General features: G+C 69.5%; 15 protein-coding genes and 4 pseudogenes. 9 read left to right on the top strand and 10 right to left on the bottom strand.

Annotated features, from left to right (window positions below):
- The 3 genes and pseudogenes from ACZ60B_RS41430 to ACZ60B_RS41440 all read left to right on the top strand — a co-directional run.
- Positions 1-124: pseudogene (locus tag ACZ60B_RS41430) on the top strand (threonine dehydratase); the annotation flags it as partial.
- A gap of 191 nt (positions 125-315) precedes the next feature.
- Entirely contained in the window at positions 316-1,398 is a 1,083-nt protein-coding gene (locus ACZ60B_RS41435) for a hypothetical protein (protein WP_469396886.1), read from the top strand.
- 167 nt (positions 1,399-1,565) lie between these two features.
- Positions 1,566-2,055: pseudogene (locus ACZ60B_RS41440) on the top strand (transposase); the annotation flags it as partial.
- A 249-nt stretch (positions 2,056-2,304) separates the two neighbouring features.
- On the opposite strand, the gene ACZ60B_RS41445 reads toward ACZ60B_RS41440, so the two are convergent.
- Entirely contained in the window at positions 2,305-2,997 is a 693-nt protein-coding gene (locus ACZ60B_RS41445) for a hypothetical protein (protein WP_469396889.1), read from the bottom strand.
- 117 nt (positions 2,998-3,114) lie between these two features.
- Between ACZ60B_RS41445 and ACZ60B_RS41450 the strand changes: the two genes are divergently transcribed.
- On the top strand, positions 3,115-3,765 hold the full coding sequence (locus ACZ60B_RS41450) for a TetR/AcrR family transcriptional regulator (protein ID WP_469396891.1): 651 nt from the start codon (positions 3,115-3,117) through the stop codon (positions 3,763-3,765).
- A gap of 318 nt (positions 3,766-4,083) precedes the next feature.
- Here the strand turns inward: ACZ60B_RS41450 and ACZ60B_RS41455 are convergent, their stop codons facing one another.
- The 3 genes from ACZ60B_RS41455 to ACZ60B_RS41465 all read right to left on the bottom strand — a co-directional run bounded on the left by ACZ60B_RS41455 (position 4,084) and on the right by ACZ60B_RS41465 (position 5,832).
- Positions 4,084-4,728 carry an ATP-binding protein gene (locus ACZ60B_RS41455; protein WP_469396893.1) on the bottom strand — a complete coding sequence of 215 codons (645 nt, stop codon included), beginning with the start codon at positions 4,726-4,728 and terminating at the stop codon, positions 4,084-4,086.
- Between the two features lie 48 nt (positions 4,729-4,776).
- On the bottom strand, positions 4,777-4,923 hold the full coding sequence (locus ACZ60B_RS41460; protein WP_469396895.1) for a hypothetical protein: 147 nt from the start codon (positions 4,921-4,923) through the stop codon (positions 4,777-4,779).
- Positions 4,924-5,523: 600 nt separating this feature from the next.
- Positions 5,524-5,832: a hypothetical protein gene (locus tag ACZ60B_RS41465; RefSeq protein ID WP_469396897.1), complete on the bottom strand. Its 309-nt coding sequence runs from the start codon at positions 5,830-5,832 to the stop codon at positions 5,524-5,526.
- 267 nt (positions 5,833-6,099) lie between these two features.
- Between ACZ60B_RS41465 and ACZ60B_RS41470 the strand changes: the two genes are divergently transcribed.
- On the top strand, positions 6,100-7,038 hold the full coding sequence (locus tag ACZ60B_RS41470) for a zinc ribbon domain-containing protein (RefSeq protein ID WP_469396914.1): 939 nt from the start codon (positions 6,100-6,102) through the stop codon (positions 7,036-7,038).
- Here the strand turns inward: ACZ60B_RS41470 and ACZ60B_RS41475 are convergent.
- Positions 7,019-7,852 carry a class II glutamine amidotransferase gene (locus tag ACZ60B_RS41475; protein ID WP_469396899.1) on the bottom strand — a complete coding sequence of 278 codons (834 nt, stop codon included), beginning with the start codon at positions 7,850-7,852 and terminating at the stop codon, positions 7,019-7,021. The two genes, ACZ60B_RS41470 and ACZ60B_RS41475, sit on opposite strands and share 20 nt — an antisense overlap.
- A gap of 229 nt (positions 7,853-8,081) precedes the next feature.
- Here ACZ60B_RS41475 and ACZ60B_RS41480 point away from each other — a divergent pair, with 229 nt between their 5' ends.
- Positions 8,082-8,543, top strand: a complete 462-nt coding sequence (locus ACZ60B_RS41480) for a DUF6924 domain-containing protein (protein ID WP_469396901.1) — start codon at positions 8,082-8,084, stop codon at positions 8,541-8,543.
- A 136-nt stretch (positions 8,544-8,679) separates the two neighbouring features.
- Positions 8,680-8,943: a hypothetical protein gene (locus ACZ60B_RS41485; protein WP_469396904.1), complete on the top strand. Its 264-nt coding sequence runs from the start codon at positions 8,680-8,682 to the stop codon at positions 8,941-8,943.
- Between the two features lie 345 nt (positions 8,944-9,288).
- Here ACZ60B_RS41485 and ACZ60B_RS41490 read toward each other — a convergent pair whose 3' ends face one another.
- A complete protein-coding gene (locus ACZ60B_RS41490) occupies positions 9,289-9,831 on the bottom strand; it encodes a GNAT family N-acetyltransferase (RefSeq protein ID WP_469396905.1) in 543 nt (180 codons plus the stop codon).
- 163 nt (positions 9,832-9,994) lie between these two features.
- Here ACZ60B_RS41490 and ACZ60B_RS41495 point away from each other — a divergent pair.
- A pseudogene (locus ACZ60B_RS41495) lies at positions 9,995-10,194 on the top strand (IS5/IS1182 family transposase); the annotation flags it as partial.
- A 137-nt stretch (positions 10,195-10,331) separates the two neighbouring features.
- Here ACZ60B_RS41495 and ACZ60B_RS41500 read toward each other — a convergent pair.
- Complete coding sequence (locus ACZ60B_RS41500; protein WP_469396907.1) at positions 10,332-10,736, bottom strand: hypothetical protein; 405 nt, start codon at positions 10,734-10,736, stop codon at positions 10,332-10,334.
- A gap of 45 nt (positions 10,737-10,781) precedes the next feature.
- Positions 10,782-11,207 (bottom strand): DUF4259 domain-containing protein, encoded by a 426-nt coding sequence (locus ACZ60B_RS41505; RefSeq protein ID WP_469396909.1) that lies wholly within the window; start codon positions 11,205-11,207, stop codon positions 10,782-10,784.
- 197 nt (positions 11,208-11,404) lie between these two features.
- On the opposite strand from ACZ60B_RS41505, the pseudogene ACZ60B_RS41510 reads away from it, so the two are divergent.
- Positions 11,405-11,884: pseudogene (locus ACZ60B_RS41510) on the top strand (transposase); the annotation flags it as partial.
- Between the two features lie 9 nt (positions 11,885-11,893).
- Here the strand turns inward: ACZ60B_RS41510 and ACZ60B_RS41515 are convergent.
- Positions 11,894-12,883 (bottom strand): GlxA family transcriptional regulator, encoded by a 990-nt coding sequence (locus ACZ60B_RS41515; RefSeq protein ID WP_469396916.1) that lies wholly within the window; start codon positions 12,881-12,883, stop codon positions 11,894-11,896.
- Between the two features lie 140 nt (positions 12,884-13,023).
- A complete protein-coding gene (locus tag ACZ60B_RS41520) occupies positions 13,024-13,662 on the bottom strand; it encodes an HD domain-containing protein (RefSeq protein WP_469396912.1) in 639 nt (212 codons plus the stop codon).
- Positions 13,663-14,100: the final 438 nt, after the last annotated feature.

Below are 14,100 nucleotides of genomic sequence, written 5' to 3' on the forward strand. Positions count from 1 at the left end.
GGCGATCCTCGAGGACCGCGACCGCTTCGCCGGCCGACACGTGGTCACCATCGTGTGCGGCAGCAACGTCGACCTGGACGTTTATCACCGCTGGGCCGGTGCGGCTCCCAGCCACAGGTTTTGACATTGAGCTTTTTCAGAGCGGCCACTGATCGAGTGATGGCTGCGCCGAAGCACGCTGGTTGTCGCATGGGCAGGCTTGCTGTCGCTGTGGCCGAGGCTGCGTGCGTTGGACTTGACCAGCTGAACACCGGTGCCACCAAAGTTGGTTGAGGCGGCCAGGGGTTGTCAGTGGCTGGTGACAGGATCACCGGCATGGTTTTCGTACGTACTACTCCGCCGCGACCCGTGGACGTGACCGCGGTCTTTCCCGAGCTGGCGCCGTTGGCACGTCCTGCGATTCGGCTGCACCCTCGTCCCGGGGCGCCTTCGGCCGGGGAGAGCTCGGTCGGGGGGCCGTTGCTGTGGCCGGCCGATGAGCCGTGGCCGCACTGCGAAGCCTCGCACCTGCACGTGGACAGCGGGTTCCGCGAGTCACCGGACGACGTACGGCTCATGAGGCGCATGCGGGCCCGGTGGCACGGTGATCACGGTGGTCGGGGTGGGATGACTCCCGAGGAGGCGGCGGTCAAGGAGCGGAACGCCGCGCTGCTCGCGGAGCGACTCGACGCCGACCTTCCGTTGCCCGCGGACTGCCCGGTCCCCATGCTGCCCGTGGCCCAGCTGTATCTGCGCGACATACCCCTGTTGCGGCCGCCCGGCCAGGCCGATCTGCTCCAGGTCCTCTGGTGCCCCTACGACCATGATCCGCATCACAAGCCGGCGACCGCACTGTTCTGGCGGTCCGCCGCCGAGGTCGGCGACCTCCTCGCCACACCGCCCGAGCCGTACGAGGTGAACGATGACGGCTATCTGCCGGAGCCGTGCGTGCTGGCACCGGAAGCGATCACCGAATACCCCAACAGCCTCGATCTGAGCCCGCAGATGCTGCTGATGGTGGAGGACTGGAGCAGATGGCAGGCAGCCGGCGTCGACGTGGACAGCTCCGAGCACGCGGACTGTCCGCGGGACTTCTATGACGTCCATCTGGCTGACGCGCCCGGATGGAAGGTCGGCGGCTGGCCTCCATGGGGCCGCACCGACCCCAACCCCCGATACTGCACTGTCTGTGCTGCGCAGATGGCCCCACTGCTGACCATCGCCTCCTATGAATGGGACGGCGGTGAGGGACACAGCTGGGCACCTCACGAAGAACAGGCCGCCGCCAACGCCGCCGGGCATTGCTGTGGCCAGAGCCCGTCGCGGCCGACCAAGGTCGCAGTCGGCAGCACCGACAACATGCAGGTCTACATCTGCCCGGCCTCTCCCGAGCATCCGCACACCGACCTGATCCAATGAGCTGCCGGGCCTGTCACGCACCCTCCCGCAGCCGGTGACAGAAGTGCCGCCGCGCCAGGGTGTGTGACAGGCCGTTCGCCTCATGGCGGCGGGACCCGCAACGCATGAGGCTCCTGTGCCGTCGGGGGAGGTGTTCGAAGTCCCGACCCGTCGGCACAGGAGCCTCGTTGGTTCCCCATCCTGCAGCACTCGATCTGCCGCACGCGCTGGTCGAGTGGGTCACCATGCTCATCGTCACCCGTGAGGGTGACCGCCTCTGCAAGCTCCCACCGCACGCTGGTCGCCTTGGTGTACCTGCGCAAGCACGACACGCTCGCGCAGATCGCCGCCGGCTGCGGCACCTCGGTGGGCACCGCCCACGCCTACACCCACACCGTGATCGACCTGCTCGCGGTGCGGGCACCCGGCCTGCTCAAGATCCTGCGTGAAGCCGACCCGGACTTCGTCCTGCTCGACGGCACCCTCGCCGCATGCGACCGCCTGGGCGATGGCCGGGCCGACTGCTCCGCCAAACACCGATGCCATGGGGTGAACGTCCAGGTCATGACCGACCCAGCCGGCCGGGTTCTGTGGTTTTCACCCGCCCTGCCAGACCGGACCCGCGACCTGACCGCGGCCCGCACCCACCGGATCATCCGGATCTGCGAACGCCAGGGTGGAGCGAGGGCAGCGCGAAGGCGCACAGCATGGTGGTGATCAGGGCTGCCAGGCCGAGGACGGCCTGGGTCAGCTTGCGCCCGTGGCGGACAGGGTGTGGTTCGACATCGTGGTCTTTCGTTTCATTGTCCGCCGTATCAGGGAGGCGGGCCGTACGGTTCCGCGAGCCGGATGCGGCGAGTGCGGGTGGGCGGCCCGACGGCTTCCAGGTGCCGGACGCCGGGGCGGCCCCGGGGCCCGGGAGGGGGCTCAGGCGCGGGCGGCCGCGGCGGCGACGATCCAGTTGCGGAATTCGACGGCGTAGTGCCGCAGGTGGTGGTCCAGGACCTCGTCGGGGCAGGTGAGGGGGAAGTAGACGGTCAGGTTCGCGGTGAAGCCGTCGGCGGTGTCGCCGAACTGGATCAGGGCCCGCCCGACGACGGTGCCGTCGGCCAGGAAGAGGTTCGAGGACATCTTGCGCGGGAACTCCGACTCCGGGAGGAGTTCGGCCGCGTCCTTGGCCCAGGCCAGGGCGTCGGTGCCCCAGCCGCCCATGTAGAAGTCGGCGACGTGTGGGCCGATGTTCTCCACCACGCGCGCGCCGATCTCATCGGTGCCCATCACGTAGTGCTCGGGGTGCGCCGCGAGGAGCACGTGCTCGTCCCCTGCGAAGGCCTTGTCCATCCAGGCCAAAAACTCACCCGAGGTCAGCCCCTTCGCCGCGAGCACGGTGGTGCCCGCCTTGAAGACGCCGTCGGAGGCCCGGGCGCTCTCGCGCAGGAAGGCGTTGCCCTCCTCGATGTCCGCGGCCAGGAGGTCGAGGAGTCCCTGGCGGCCCAGCAGCGTCCGGAAGCGGTCCAGGGCGCGGCGGGCGTAGAAGAGCTCGAAGTCGTCGATGCTCCCGGCGCCGGCAGGCCCGGACTCAAGCGTCACGGTCACGGGAAGCGTCTGGTTGCCGGTCATGGTCGTACCTCCGATAGAATGCGAATGTGAATTCACATTCGCATTGCCAGGGTACGCCGAGGAGTGCACCAGATGTCAAAAGGTCCTGCTGAGAGCGCCGTGGATACCATGCGGGACATGACCGAGGAGCCCGAACGCCCAGCGTCCTACCGGGAGCCCCGGCAGGCGCGCAGCGCCGCGACACTGGCCCGCGTGCTGCGGGCGGCCGAGGAGATCGCCTCCACCTCCGGCCTGGAGGAGATGACGATCGCCGGCGTCGCGGAACGCGCCGGCGTCTCCGTCGGCACGATCTACCGCCGCTTCGAGGACAAAGAACAGCTGATCACCGCCCTGTCCGAGCGGATGCTGGAGCGCCGCGAGGAGTACGTGGCCGAGCGGCTGCGCGACGCCGAGCCGTCACTGGCCGGTGTCATGGACGCCTACGCGCACGCCCTGCTGCAGTCCTTCGCCGACAGCAGCAGCCTCTTCCCCGAGCTGCTGCGCACGCGCGGGGCCAGGTCACTGGAGCGCGGCGCCCGCACCATCACCGAACTCCACCGTCTCCTGCTCGACGCAGCTGCCCCGTACACCGACCAGATCCGCCGCTCCCAGCCCCAGCAGGCACTCGACACTGCGGCGCGCGCCATCCTCGGCGCCTGCTTCCACGACTCCGTGCGCCCCGATCCCGCCACCGGAGACGCGGCCAGGCGCCGGTACGCGGACGAGCTCGCAGACATGGCGATCGCCTACCTCCTGACTGCCGACCGCCGTGGCAGCGCCGAGACCTGAAGCCGAGCGCGCTGCCGCACGGCCGACACAGGACAGGGCCCACCTACGCCTCCTCGTCGTCGAGCTCGGCCGCATCCGGGTCGTGCAGGGGCCGCAGGACGCCGGCGGACGGGGTGGAGGACGCGGAGCTGTAGCGGCCGACCAGGTTCTCATCCGGACGAATTCCGTGTGGGGGACCGGCTGAACTTCGAATGCATCCTGACCGAGACTGGCCCCGACGCCTGCCACCTCCAAGCCCCCGGGGCCGAGTACCAGGACCGCGGATCGGGAGCCGACCGGGCCGCTCTCCCCGTGCAGCTCGGTCGTGCCGTCCCGTGGTCACGGACGTGACCGGTCCTCGCCGTCGCGCTGATCGTCGAGGTGAGCAGCCAGGTCGGGCCAGTGCTCGGACCACCGCACCAGATCGCCCGCGGCCAACGACCACCGCGAACGCAGGGCCTCGTCCGGCAGGAAGCGGACGCAGGTCCCCGTGGTCCCGTCGGCTTCGACGGGCTGCAGATCGGTCACCGGGACGCCGTGTTCATAGCGCTGGCTCCAGGACCCGCTCAGACGGCGGTTGGTATGAATCAGCCACTCGCTGAGCGCTGCGACGACGGACATGCCGCGACGCGGATGTCCGTCCGGAAGTCGCTCCGCCTCAGGGAGGTCGAAGAACCGCAGATCCTTCGTGGCCATGACCGGCTTCTTCACCACTTGGCCATGCTCGTCGACCCGAGTGTCGGTGCCCCGGCCGTCGTCCTTCACCGACACCGAGCCGTCGGCATGCAGCGTGACCACGCACCGTCCGCCGCCCCGGCTCGCTGCCTCGTCAGCGGCGTAAGCAACGATCTCGAGAACAAGGTGTTCGGGTCCGGCCGGCGCGAACTCTGCGAATCCCTGGCGGATCCGATCGATATGGTCCGCGTCCACGGTGCCGGCCCAGTCGTGCGTGGTGTTGACCCAAGAAGCCCTTGATCCATCCATCCGGCAAGTATCCGTCGGGCTCTCGTTCGGGCTGCCGCAACGAACCGGTCAGCAGTGATCGTCGGGGCCGGGCTCGATGCTCTCGCCAAGGTCGACGAGGAGGCTGCGGATCCGGTCGGCGACAACGTTGTGTCGTTCGACCTCGCGGGGCCAGCCGCGTTCGACGGCGTCCTGGGTGAGCTGCTGTTCACGCACACCAGCGGTGCTGGCCGGCAGCGCTGCGCAAGCCAGCCCCGACCAGCACGCGCAGCCTCCTCGCGGAGCGGTGGCTGCGCAGTTCGGACGCTCGTACAAGCGGGCTCTCCGCATGCCCGCGTGATCGGCTGCGCAGTGCTGTGGCCTGCACGGTCGGGTCTGTGGTCGGGGTTCAGGGTCGGCCCGCATGAAGGAGTGCGCAGTACTGCGCACTGCGCGTTCACGACGTACAGGAGTGTATCCAGCCAACCCGCTGGTCTGGGGCCTGCACGGGTTGCCACACGGGCGCTGAGGGGCCCTCTCGCACCACCTCGGTCAATGGCGCTGCCAGGACGGGAACGTCGCGCAGGAACTCTGCCAGTGCCGGGTCGTGGACGGCTGCGTGCAGGGCGCTGATCCGGTTCTCGATACCGGCCTGGGCGGCGCCGTCCAGGACGAACAGCAGCCGCGGGAACAGCGGATAGTGCCACCGCCCCGCCTCTTCCAGCGGCGCTTGGTGGAAAGCCGGGCCGCGGCCGCCAGGTCTCCGCCCGGACGGCTGGGGCACGTAAGCATGCAGCCGCGCGTAAGCCGTGCGCCTGGCGGCGGGATGCTCAGGCCTCATGGTGGCCGGTCGGCTTCCACGAACGCCCGCAGCATCGCACCGCTGCCGTTGTCGGTGTCGCCCTGGTAGAACATCAGGGCGACGGGGATGACGGCCTCACCGCCCCCGGCCGGGTGGTGGACCTCCGGTATCCAGTCCAGCGGTCGGCACCCGTTTCCCCGCCGGCGGGCGTCCTGCAGAAACGCCAGCGCCGTCTCGGTCACCGTCAGCCCGTGCCCGGCGCGCAGCCGGACCCCGGTGGGATCGGCCACCTTCTTCGGCGGCCGTCGCCCCCGAAACTCCGCCAGCTCAACCACGACGGCCACGCCGTAGCCGGTGGGGAACCACACCCGACTTTGCCCAGCCGGCTGCAGCGTGATCCGCTCGACCGGGCCTTGACCCCGAATCCTGGACACGGGTTATGCGGCTGGTGCCGGCGTAGTTGGCAGTTGTTGGAAGGCGTTCTCGAAGACGATCGGTGATCGTTGTCCGAGGCGGGAGTGTCGGCGTCGGGTGTTGTAGCGGTGGAGCCACCGGAAGGCGTCGAGGCGGACCTCACGCTCGTTCGGCCAGCTCTTTCGTCCTTCGCCAAGGTGGACCGCGCCTTCCCGTCCTCCCAGATCTGCTCGGCCTGCGGATTCAGGGACGGCCCCAAGCCCCTGCACGTCCGAAAATGGACATGCAGCGCATGCCACGCCGTGCACGACCGCGACCACAACGCAGCCCGCAACGTCCTCTTCGAAGGACGCCGCATCGTCGCCGCCGGACGGGCGGAGACGCCAAACGCCTGTGGAGCGCCGGTAAGACGGACACAGGTGCCCGCACAGCGCGTTGAAGCAGGAAGCCCCCGGAAGGGTCAGACGACCCTTCCGGAATCCCTGGACTTCAGGCCAGGGAGCACGTCAACGCCTGTCCCGGTCCCGCCGTCCGGTCCGGCGCGTCTCGGTCTGTCTGTCGACCGTGCCGCGTCCGGTCGCTTCGGTCGGGACGCCGGGTCCCGGGGCGTTGTGTGCCCCGGGTCCGTCGTCCGGCGTCCGTCGCGTGCCCTTTGTGTCGTCCGTCCGCTCCGGGTGGCTGCGCTGCCCGTCGGTCCCGCCGGTTGTCCGGTGCCCTCCCCGCCGCTCCATACGCCCACTGCACGGCCCCGCTGCGACCCCGGCGCTTCGGCCGCGCCCGTGCCCACCAGCCCCGGACCCGCTGCGTTGCGCCGCTGTGCCTTCGGTACTTCCGTCCCGTGGTCCGGCTTCCGGGGCGCGCCTCGGTCCGGCCGCCCGGCCTCTGCCCGCTCCGCTCCACGCCCGGGACGACCGCCGCTCTGCCGCCTGTCCCTGCATCGTCCCGTGCCTTGGCCGCCCCGTGTCGTTCCGCGGCCGGGCCGGCCGGGGACTGTCCGCACGGACCGTTCCCACGGACTGAGCGGGAGTGAGTCCCCGGTGCCGGAACCAGCCCGTGCCGGCTGCCGCGGTCGGCCGTTCGGCACGCCCAGTGCCCGCGGCCGGCGGTTCGGCGGTTTCAGAGGGGCTGTGGGGTGAAGGGCAGCAGTTCGTCCGTGCCGGGCTGCACGACGCCGTAACTGGCCTCGGGGACCTCGTTCCAGGCACCGGGCAGGTCACCGAAGGGCTCGGACACCACGAGGCGGGTCTCGTCGGATATCTCCCGCAGGAACGCCAGGTCCGGGTGCAGTGCCCGCAGCGTGTCCACGCGGCTGCTGAAGAACAGCGAACGTGAGGCGCCCTGGCTGGAGTAGCGGAAGGTCCACAGCCGTCGTCCGTCGGTCACGGCGACCGTCATCTGCAGCGGGAACTCCACGCCGTACTCGTGCCCCGTCCGTTCCACCAGGCCCGCCATCCGTGCCACGGCACCCGGCGGGTCGTGGTCCAGGCCGAAGGTGAGGGCCAGATAGAACATCGTCTCCGAGTCGGTCGTTCCCTCGATGCAGGTGAAGAACTCCGGAGCGACGGCCAGGACGAGGTCCCGCCGGACCCGGTGGAAGTCGGTGATCGCCCCGTTGTGCATCCACAGCCAGCGGCCGTGGCGGAACGGGTGGCAGTTGGTCTGCTGCACCGCGGTACCGGTCGAGGCCCGGATGTGGGCGAGGAACAGGGAGGAGCGGACATGGTCGGCGATCTCCCGCAGATTGCGGTCGCTCCAGGCCGGGCCGGTGTCCCGGACGACCGCAGGAGTGTCGGTGCCCGGCGTGTACCAGCCGACGCCGAACCCGTCGCCGTTGGTCGTCTCGACGCCCAGCCGGGAGCGCAGGCTCTGGTCGATCAGCGAGTGCGTCGGCTTGTAGAGGATGCTGTCGAGCAGTATCGGGGTGCCCGAATAGGCGAGCCACCGGCACATCGGTCACCGCCTCCCTCGGCTTTCCGCTCGCTCCGTGCGGCTTCGGCCCGAAGCCGGCGCGGTCCACCGTGATGCCCACAGTCGGCACATCCCAGAATCACCCGCGCGGCCCGATCCGGCCACTGCACCCCGGGCGGGACGGCCGGCTGCGCCCCTCGACCGACCGGCTGCCGGCACGGGGTGGCATCGTGTACGCGGTGTATACGCCCACGAAGAGCGGAGCCTGAAGATGCTGCCTGCTGTCACCGGCCGCGACGAGTTCGCCGCGCTGGTCATCAGAACCGACTTCGGCGACGAGCCGGCTTGGCAGTGCCTGCGTACCGAGCTGTCGAAGCCGTGGGGCGACGGCGATCACGAAGCCGTGGTCCACATCGTCGACGACCCGGTGTGGTCCGGTGCCCCGGCCGACGACGTGGTCGCCGCCGTGTCCGCGGACGAAGATCTCAGCGTCGTCTTCCTCGCCGACCGCACCACGATGCGCGACCGCGACCACGCGCTGCTGGCGGTGGCCGTCCTGACCAGAGACGAGTGCGAGAGCGACGAGGAGTTCGATGCATCCGGCGGATCGGTCCGTGCCGTCCCTGCCGGCATCCACGACATCCACGCGAACCTGTCGATCGCGAACCTGGACTTCGCGGACGTCGCCGACACCGCGCGGCTCGACCCCGAAGGAGTCTTCCGGTCCTTCTAGGACCTTTTGGACCTCAAGGTCATCGAGGTCCGCGAGTCCGTCCGGTATCGGCCAGGGGTGCAGGTGGGGCACGAGGCCTTTCGGTCGGTGCAGACGTCGCGATCCACACCGAACCCGGAAGGCCCTCACCTGTTCCGTGGAATCCGACCCCCGCTTCTGCGAACTGCTCAACGATCCCGAGCAAGACGGGCCCTGGCTCGTCTCGCTCCCAGGCACCCTTCGTGAGGCTCTCGCAGCGGCCGCCTCGGAGCGCCTGCTGGAAACCGCCACCGCATGGACCCACACGGAAGACGGTGGCGGGCAGGATCCAAGGCTCATGGCCGACTTCCTGGAACGCCTCGGCGAACTCGCCCGCGACGCCGGGCTGCGACGACGCCTGTACTGCGGAATGTCCCTGTAGGGAGCCGCGCATGGGGAACAGGTTGGGCGGCATCAGTACCGCCGCGGTGATCAGGGACTCGACACCCATTGATCACCCGGAGATCGCGCCTGCCTCCGTCCGATCCTGGTCCACGAACTCAAGAACCGCACCGGCTATCTGAACCAATACCAAACCGGACAGATCCTCTGAACGACACCGTCCTGCATAGGGCATCGGGCACGAGAACGGCCCCTGACCGATCTGCCTGGTCAGAGGCCGTCCATCTGTGCGGCGGGTGTGGGATTTGAACGACGGCTCGCGCCACGACGGGTTTCAAGACCGTGAGCCTTTCCAACCTCGCTTTGAACGGCTCGGGAGGAGCGCTCATGGCGTTCCGGGGCCATGCTCCGAGCGGAGCAGACCGTAGACGAGCACATCGACATACCTGCCGTGCTGGAAGGACCTGCCGCGCATGACCCCTTCCCGGCGGAACCCCAGGCGTTCGAGGACTTTCTGCTCGCCGAGGTTGCCGCCATCGGTGAAGGCTTCGATCCTGTTCGCAGTCGTGCGGCCGAACAGGTAGTCCACGAGCAGCTTCTGCGCCGCCGTGCCCACCCCCTGTCTACGATGCTCGGGCAGCACCCCCGCGCCGATCTCGTAGGTGACACCCGACGGGAAGCCGCTTGGCTTCCAGCTGGCGATGCCGATAACCGTGTCATCGGCCCGCGCGATCGCAACCGCCGCGGACTCGACGGAGATGTACCCGTCAATCTCCCATCGCTTACGGCGCGCCCTCGGATCACCGAATCCGAGCCACTCGAACTCGCCGAGCGCCTCGGGATCGGTACAGAGGCGGTCGAGAAAGACGAGGTCGGCCTCGGTGAACGCCCTCAGGTGGACTGTGTCGGGGTGGTTCGCTGGAGTCATGGGGGTCAGTTTCTCGCCCGGAACATCATCCGTCAGGCAATGAGTGCTCCCCAACCTGACTGTGGCAGGCTGGAGTTGGACGAATCCCCGAGTGCTGGACGTGGCGAAGCTCCTGATGGAGGAGATCGCGACCAAGATCACTCGCTCGGCCAGGAGTTTCGTCGTGCTTGTCTGCCCATCCGCGGTCGACCTGTCCAGTTCGCACCTGCGGTTCTCGCCGGGCACCTGCAACGGCGTCGCCGCGAACGAGGCACTCGGTGGCGCAGCCTGCCGGTGTACCGCCAGGCCCTGTTCGTGCTCGCGCACCTGCGCCGCGGGGACACCTGCACGCGCCTCGCCGCCAGTTTCGGGATCGGCACGGCTGCTGAGCCTTTTCCAACCTCGGTTTGAGCAGATGAGGTGGAGGGTGAGTGAGCGGGGTGAAGCAAGATGTGGTCTGGCTGGCCCGAATCTGTGCAGGTTGACTTTGTATTTTCGGGCCGCGGGCAGGTTGCAGCGAGTCAGTGAGAGGGACCGATCGCGCGGTCGCGGAACTCCTGGAAGGCGTGCCAGCCTGAGAGTTCTTGTGGAGTGATCAGGTCTCCTGCGGAGCAGTCCAGCACCTTGCATTCGAGGGCGCCCGCGAGGCGGAAGACGGGGGTGAGCACGTCGTCGCCGGCGCCGCGGATGTGGAGCATGATCGAGTCCACGGGGTCCTCCTCGCCGATGTTGAGTTCGATGGACCAGGTGGGTCCGAGGAGTTCGCCCCAGGTGGGGTCCGAGAGGTCGGCTTCGGGGGCGGCCTGGCTCACGGCCGCGAGCACTTCTTTCTGTCGGCCGAGTGGGGACGGGGTGTAGTCGTCGGGTATGTCCTGCACTGAGGCGATGTCATCGGACAGGCGGAGGAGGAGAACGTCCCAACTCATGTGGACCTTCCAGGTGGGAGCGGGCAGTTGCGCTGCGGCGGGGAGTCAGCTCAAGCGGAGTTGCTCTCCCGGTGGCTGGGGCGTGAGTGTGCTGCGGAGCCGGTTGATGGTTGCCTGCCAGGGGCCGTCGTCCGGTTCGGCCCAGAGTTCCAGGAGTTCGGACGGCTCGGTAGTGACGCGGTCGAGGGCTTGGAGGGCGAGGGCGCGTAGACCGGTGAGGTCGGGGAGGGGCTCGTCCGGTCCGTAGTGGGGGTGGGCGGGCTCGCCGCCAGGGCATTGCGCGGCGACCAGGGCGGCAGCGGCGATGGCTTCATCGGCGACGTCCGCGTCGAGATAATCGCTGGTGTCGGCCGCTCGGGCGAGTGTGTCTCGAACCAAGCCCTGGCGCGCCTCGGGGGAGGCGTCGTCGAGGTCGCCGCACCAGTCTGCCGCGGTGTCGTTGTCGAAGGGGCCGACGTCCCAGGTACCCATGTGTCTCTCCGGATCGTGACGATGTCCGGGCATCGTGACAGGTGGTACTGACATCAGCCGCCCACCCTGAGCGGGGGGCGGGACGCTCGGGTTCTTCCAGTGGGTCGTTGCTAGGAGAGCTTGTAGTAGCTGTCTTCATTCGGGAGAAGAGCGTGGGTTGGGAAGGGGTGCCAGGCCCGCCGGAACACCGTGGCGAGGCGGCGGAGGTGATGGCCCTCAAGCAGCAGATTGCCCATGTTGACAAGGCGATCGAAGCCCGGTTTCGCGAACATCAGGACTTCGAAGTGATCACCAGTATGCCCGGCTTGGGCGTAATCCTCGGAGCCGAGTTCCTGACCGCGACCGGCGGTGACATGAGCTTCTTCGGCACCGCAGACCGCCTTGCCGACTTCGGCGGCGTCGCACCTGTTCCCCGCGACTCCGGCAGGATCAGCGGCAACCTTCGCCGGCCACGACGCTACAACCGCCGACTCCAACGCGTCTTCTACATCTCCGCGCTGTTCAGCATCCGCCACTGCGCTGAGCCTCGCCGGTTCTACGAGCGCGAACGAGCCGAAGGCAAGCACCACATCCAGGCCGTCCTCGCCCTGGCCCGCCGCCGCGTCAACGTCCTCTGGGCCCTCCTACGCGACGGACGGACCTACGAACTCGTGCCGCCCACTGCTCGCGCAGCTTGACAAACCACATCAGGAATCAGTGTCGCCGCGGGGCGGCGGCCGCCCGCACCGGGGGAGGCGCAGGCGCGGCGCACCGCCGCTACCGGGGCCGGGGTGGGTGGTTGCGAACCTGGCGCGGTAGTGGCCGGGCGGGATGCCCAGCCGGGCCACGAAGACGCGCCGCAGGGTCTCCGCGCTGCCTAAACCGGCCGCCCGGACGGTCTCGGTCACGCTGTGGCCTGCGGTGAGCAGCGCCTCGGCGTGGTCGAGGCGGACGAGCTCGACGTACTTGGCCGGTGAGGTGCCCAGCTCGGCCGTGAACAGCCGGGTGAGGTGCCGGGGGCTCACCCCGGCGACGGCCGCCAGCGAATCGGCGGTGTGGTCGAGCGCGGGCTGTGCCGAGACGAGGTCGGTGACGGCGCACAGTGCGGCGGACCGGGGCGGCCGGAGTTCCAGCGGCGCGGAGAACTGGGACTGCCCGCCCGGACGCTGCACGAACACCACCAGGCCGCGGGCCGCCTCGCGGGCGAGGTCCGCGCCGTGGTCCGCCTCGACCAGCGACAGGGCCAGGTCGATGCCAGCGCTGACGCCCGCCGAGGTGAAGACGCCGCGGTCCGCTACGAAGAGGGCGTCGGGCACGACGTCGACGCCGGGATGCGCCCGCGCCAGCAGCCCGGTGTGACGCCAGTGGGTGGTCGCCCGGCGCCCGGCCAGAAGGCCCGTGACGGCCAGGACGAACGAGCCGGTGCAGACGGACACCAGCCGACGCGCACCGGGGCTCAGCCGCCGCACGGCCTCGGTCAGCTCCGGCTCGATCGGCTCGCCCACGAGCCGGTCCCCGCCCGGGACGACGAGCGTGTCGACCTCCTCCAGCTCCGCCGCCGTCGCCTCCACGGGCAGCACCGTGCCGATGGACGTGCGGACCGGCCGCCCGGAAGGCGACACATAGCGCAGCGCGTAGCGGGCGCCGAGCGTGTCCGCCTCGGCGAACACCTCCGCGGGGCCCGAGACATCGAGCATCTTCACGCGTCGAACACGAGGAACGCCACCGCGCGAACCTCGTCTCCCCGCCGCTCCTCTCCCCGGCCCGGCTCCCGGACCTGCCGGGGCCGGGGGCCGGCCGCCCGTACGGCCGGGGTGGATCCGCACCCGTGGGCCGGTCACTCGGGCCAGGCGTTCTGCTGGATGATCCGGACGAAGTCCTCGCGCCGGAACTCCGGGTCGAAGTGGGCGAGCACGTCGTCGTTCATGGTGCCGAACGTGGTCTGCGGACGGTCAGCCATGCCGTCGTAGAACGCCTGGAGGATCCGCCGCTTGAAGTCCGGGCGCGGGTGCGCGGCCAGCACCTCGGCGCGCTGGTCCGGCGTGATCTGCTCCAGCTCCAGGCCCAGCACGTCGGTCTCGACGCCGAGGGTCACGACGGCTACCTCGGGTGCCAGGTGGAGGGGGACCTCCGGGGTGGTGTGCAGCGCGATCGCCAGCCAGACGTCGCGGGCTTCCCGTTCGGTGCGGCCGTGGTCCCGCAGGAACCCGTACGCGGCCTCGGCCCCGTCGATCTCGAACCTGCGGTCCTTGGCGCGGTGGTCCGCGGTGAGGCCGAGGTCGTGGAAGAGGGCGCCCACGTAGGCGAGCTCCAGGTCCACCTCGCGGCCCCGCGCGGCGGTCTTGAGCGCTCCCCACAGGAACACCCGGCGGGAGTGGTGGAACAGCGTGTCGTCCTCGACCGCGCGCACGAGCGCGGTGGCCTCGCGGACCAGTTCGGTGTCCGGGACGGTGATCCCGGCGATGGTCTCAGGCATGGGTGCCTCCACGGGAAAGAAGCTCTGACCAGGTCTCCTTCCACCCTCCCGCATGGCCGCCGCGCCGGTAAGCGGCCGAATGGACGCACAGCCCACAGATCCGGACCTCACGCGTCCGCGACCGCCCGGCACCGGGCGAGCCGAGGGACCCGCCCGGCGCCGACAGCGGAATCGGATCCGCTCCCGCGGGCGTCTGGCGAGGGCGGCCGTCGGGCGAGGAAGAGCAGAAGGCTCCTGAAAGGCGGCCGACTCCCACATTGAATCGGCTGCCTGCCGGTGCAGGAGCGTCAGCGCTCACTCGTGCATTCCGCGCACCATGGTTCTGGACAAGCCCTAACCTCGATCTAGTCTTCCGAGTCGGGAATTCTGTTCAGATATGAGGCGAGGCGTTCGAGGATCTCGTCCGCGGTCTTCGTCCAGACGTAGGGCTTGGGGTCG

The organism is Streptomyces sp. NPDC104096 (assembly GCF_055584385.1).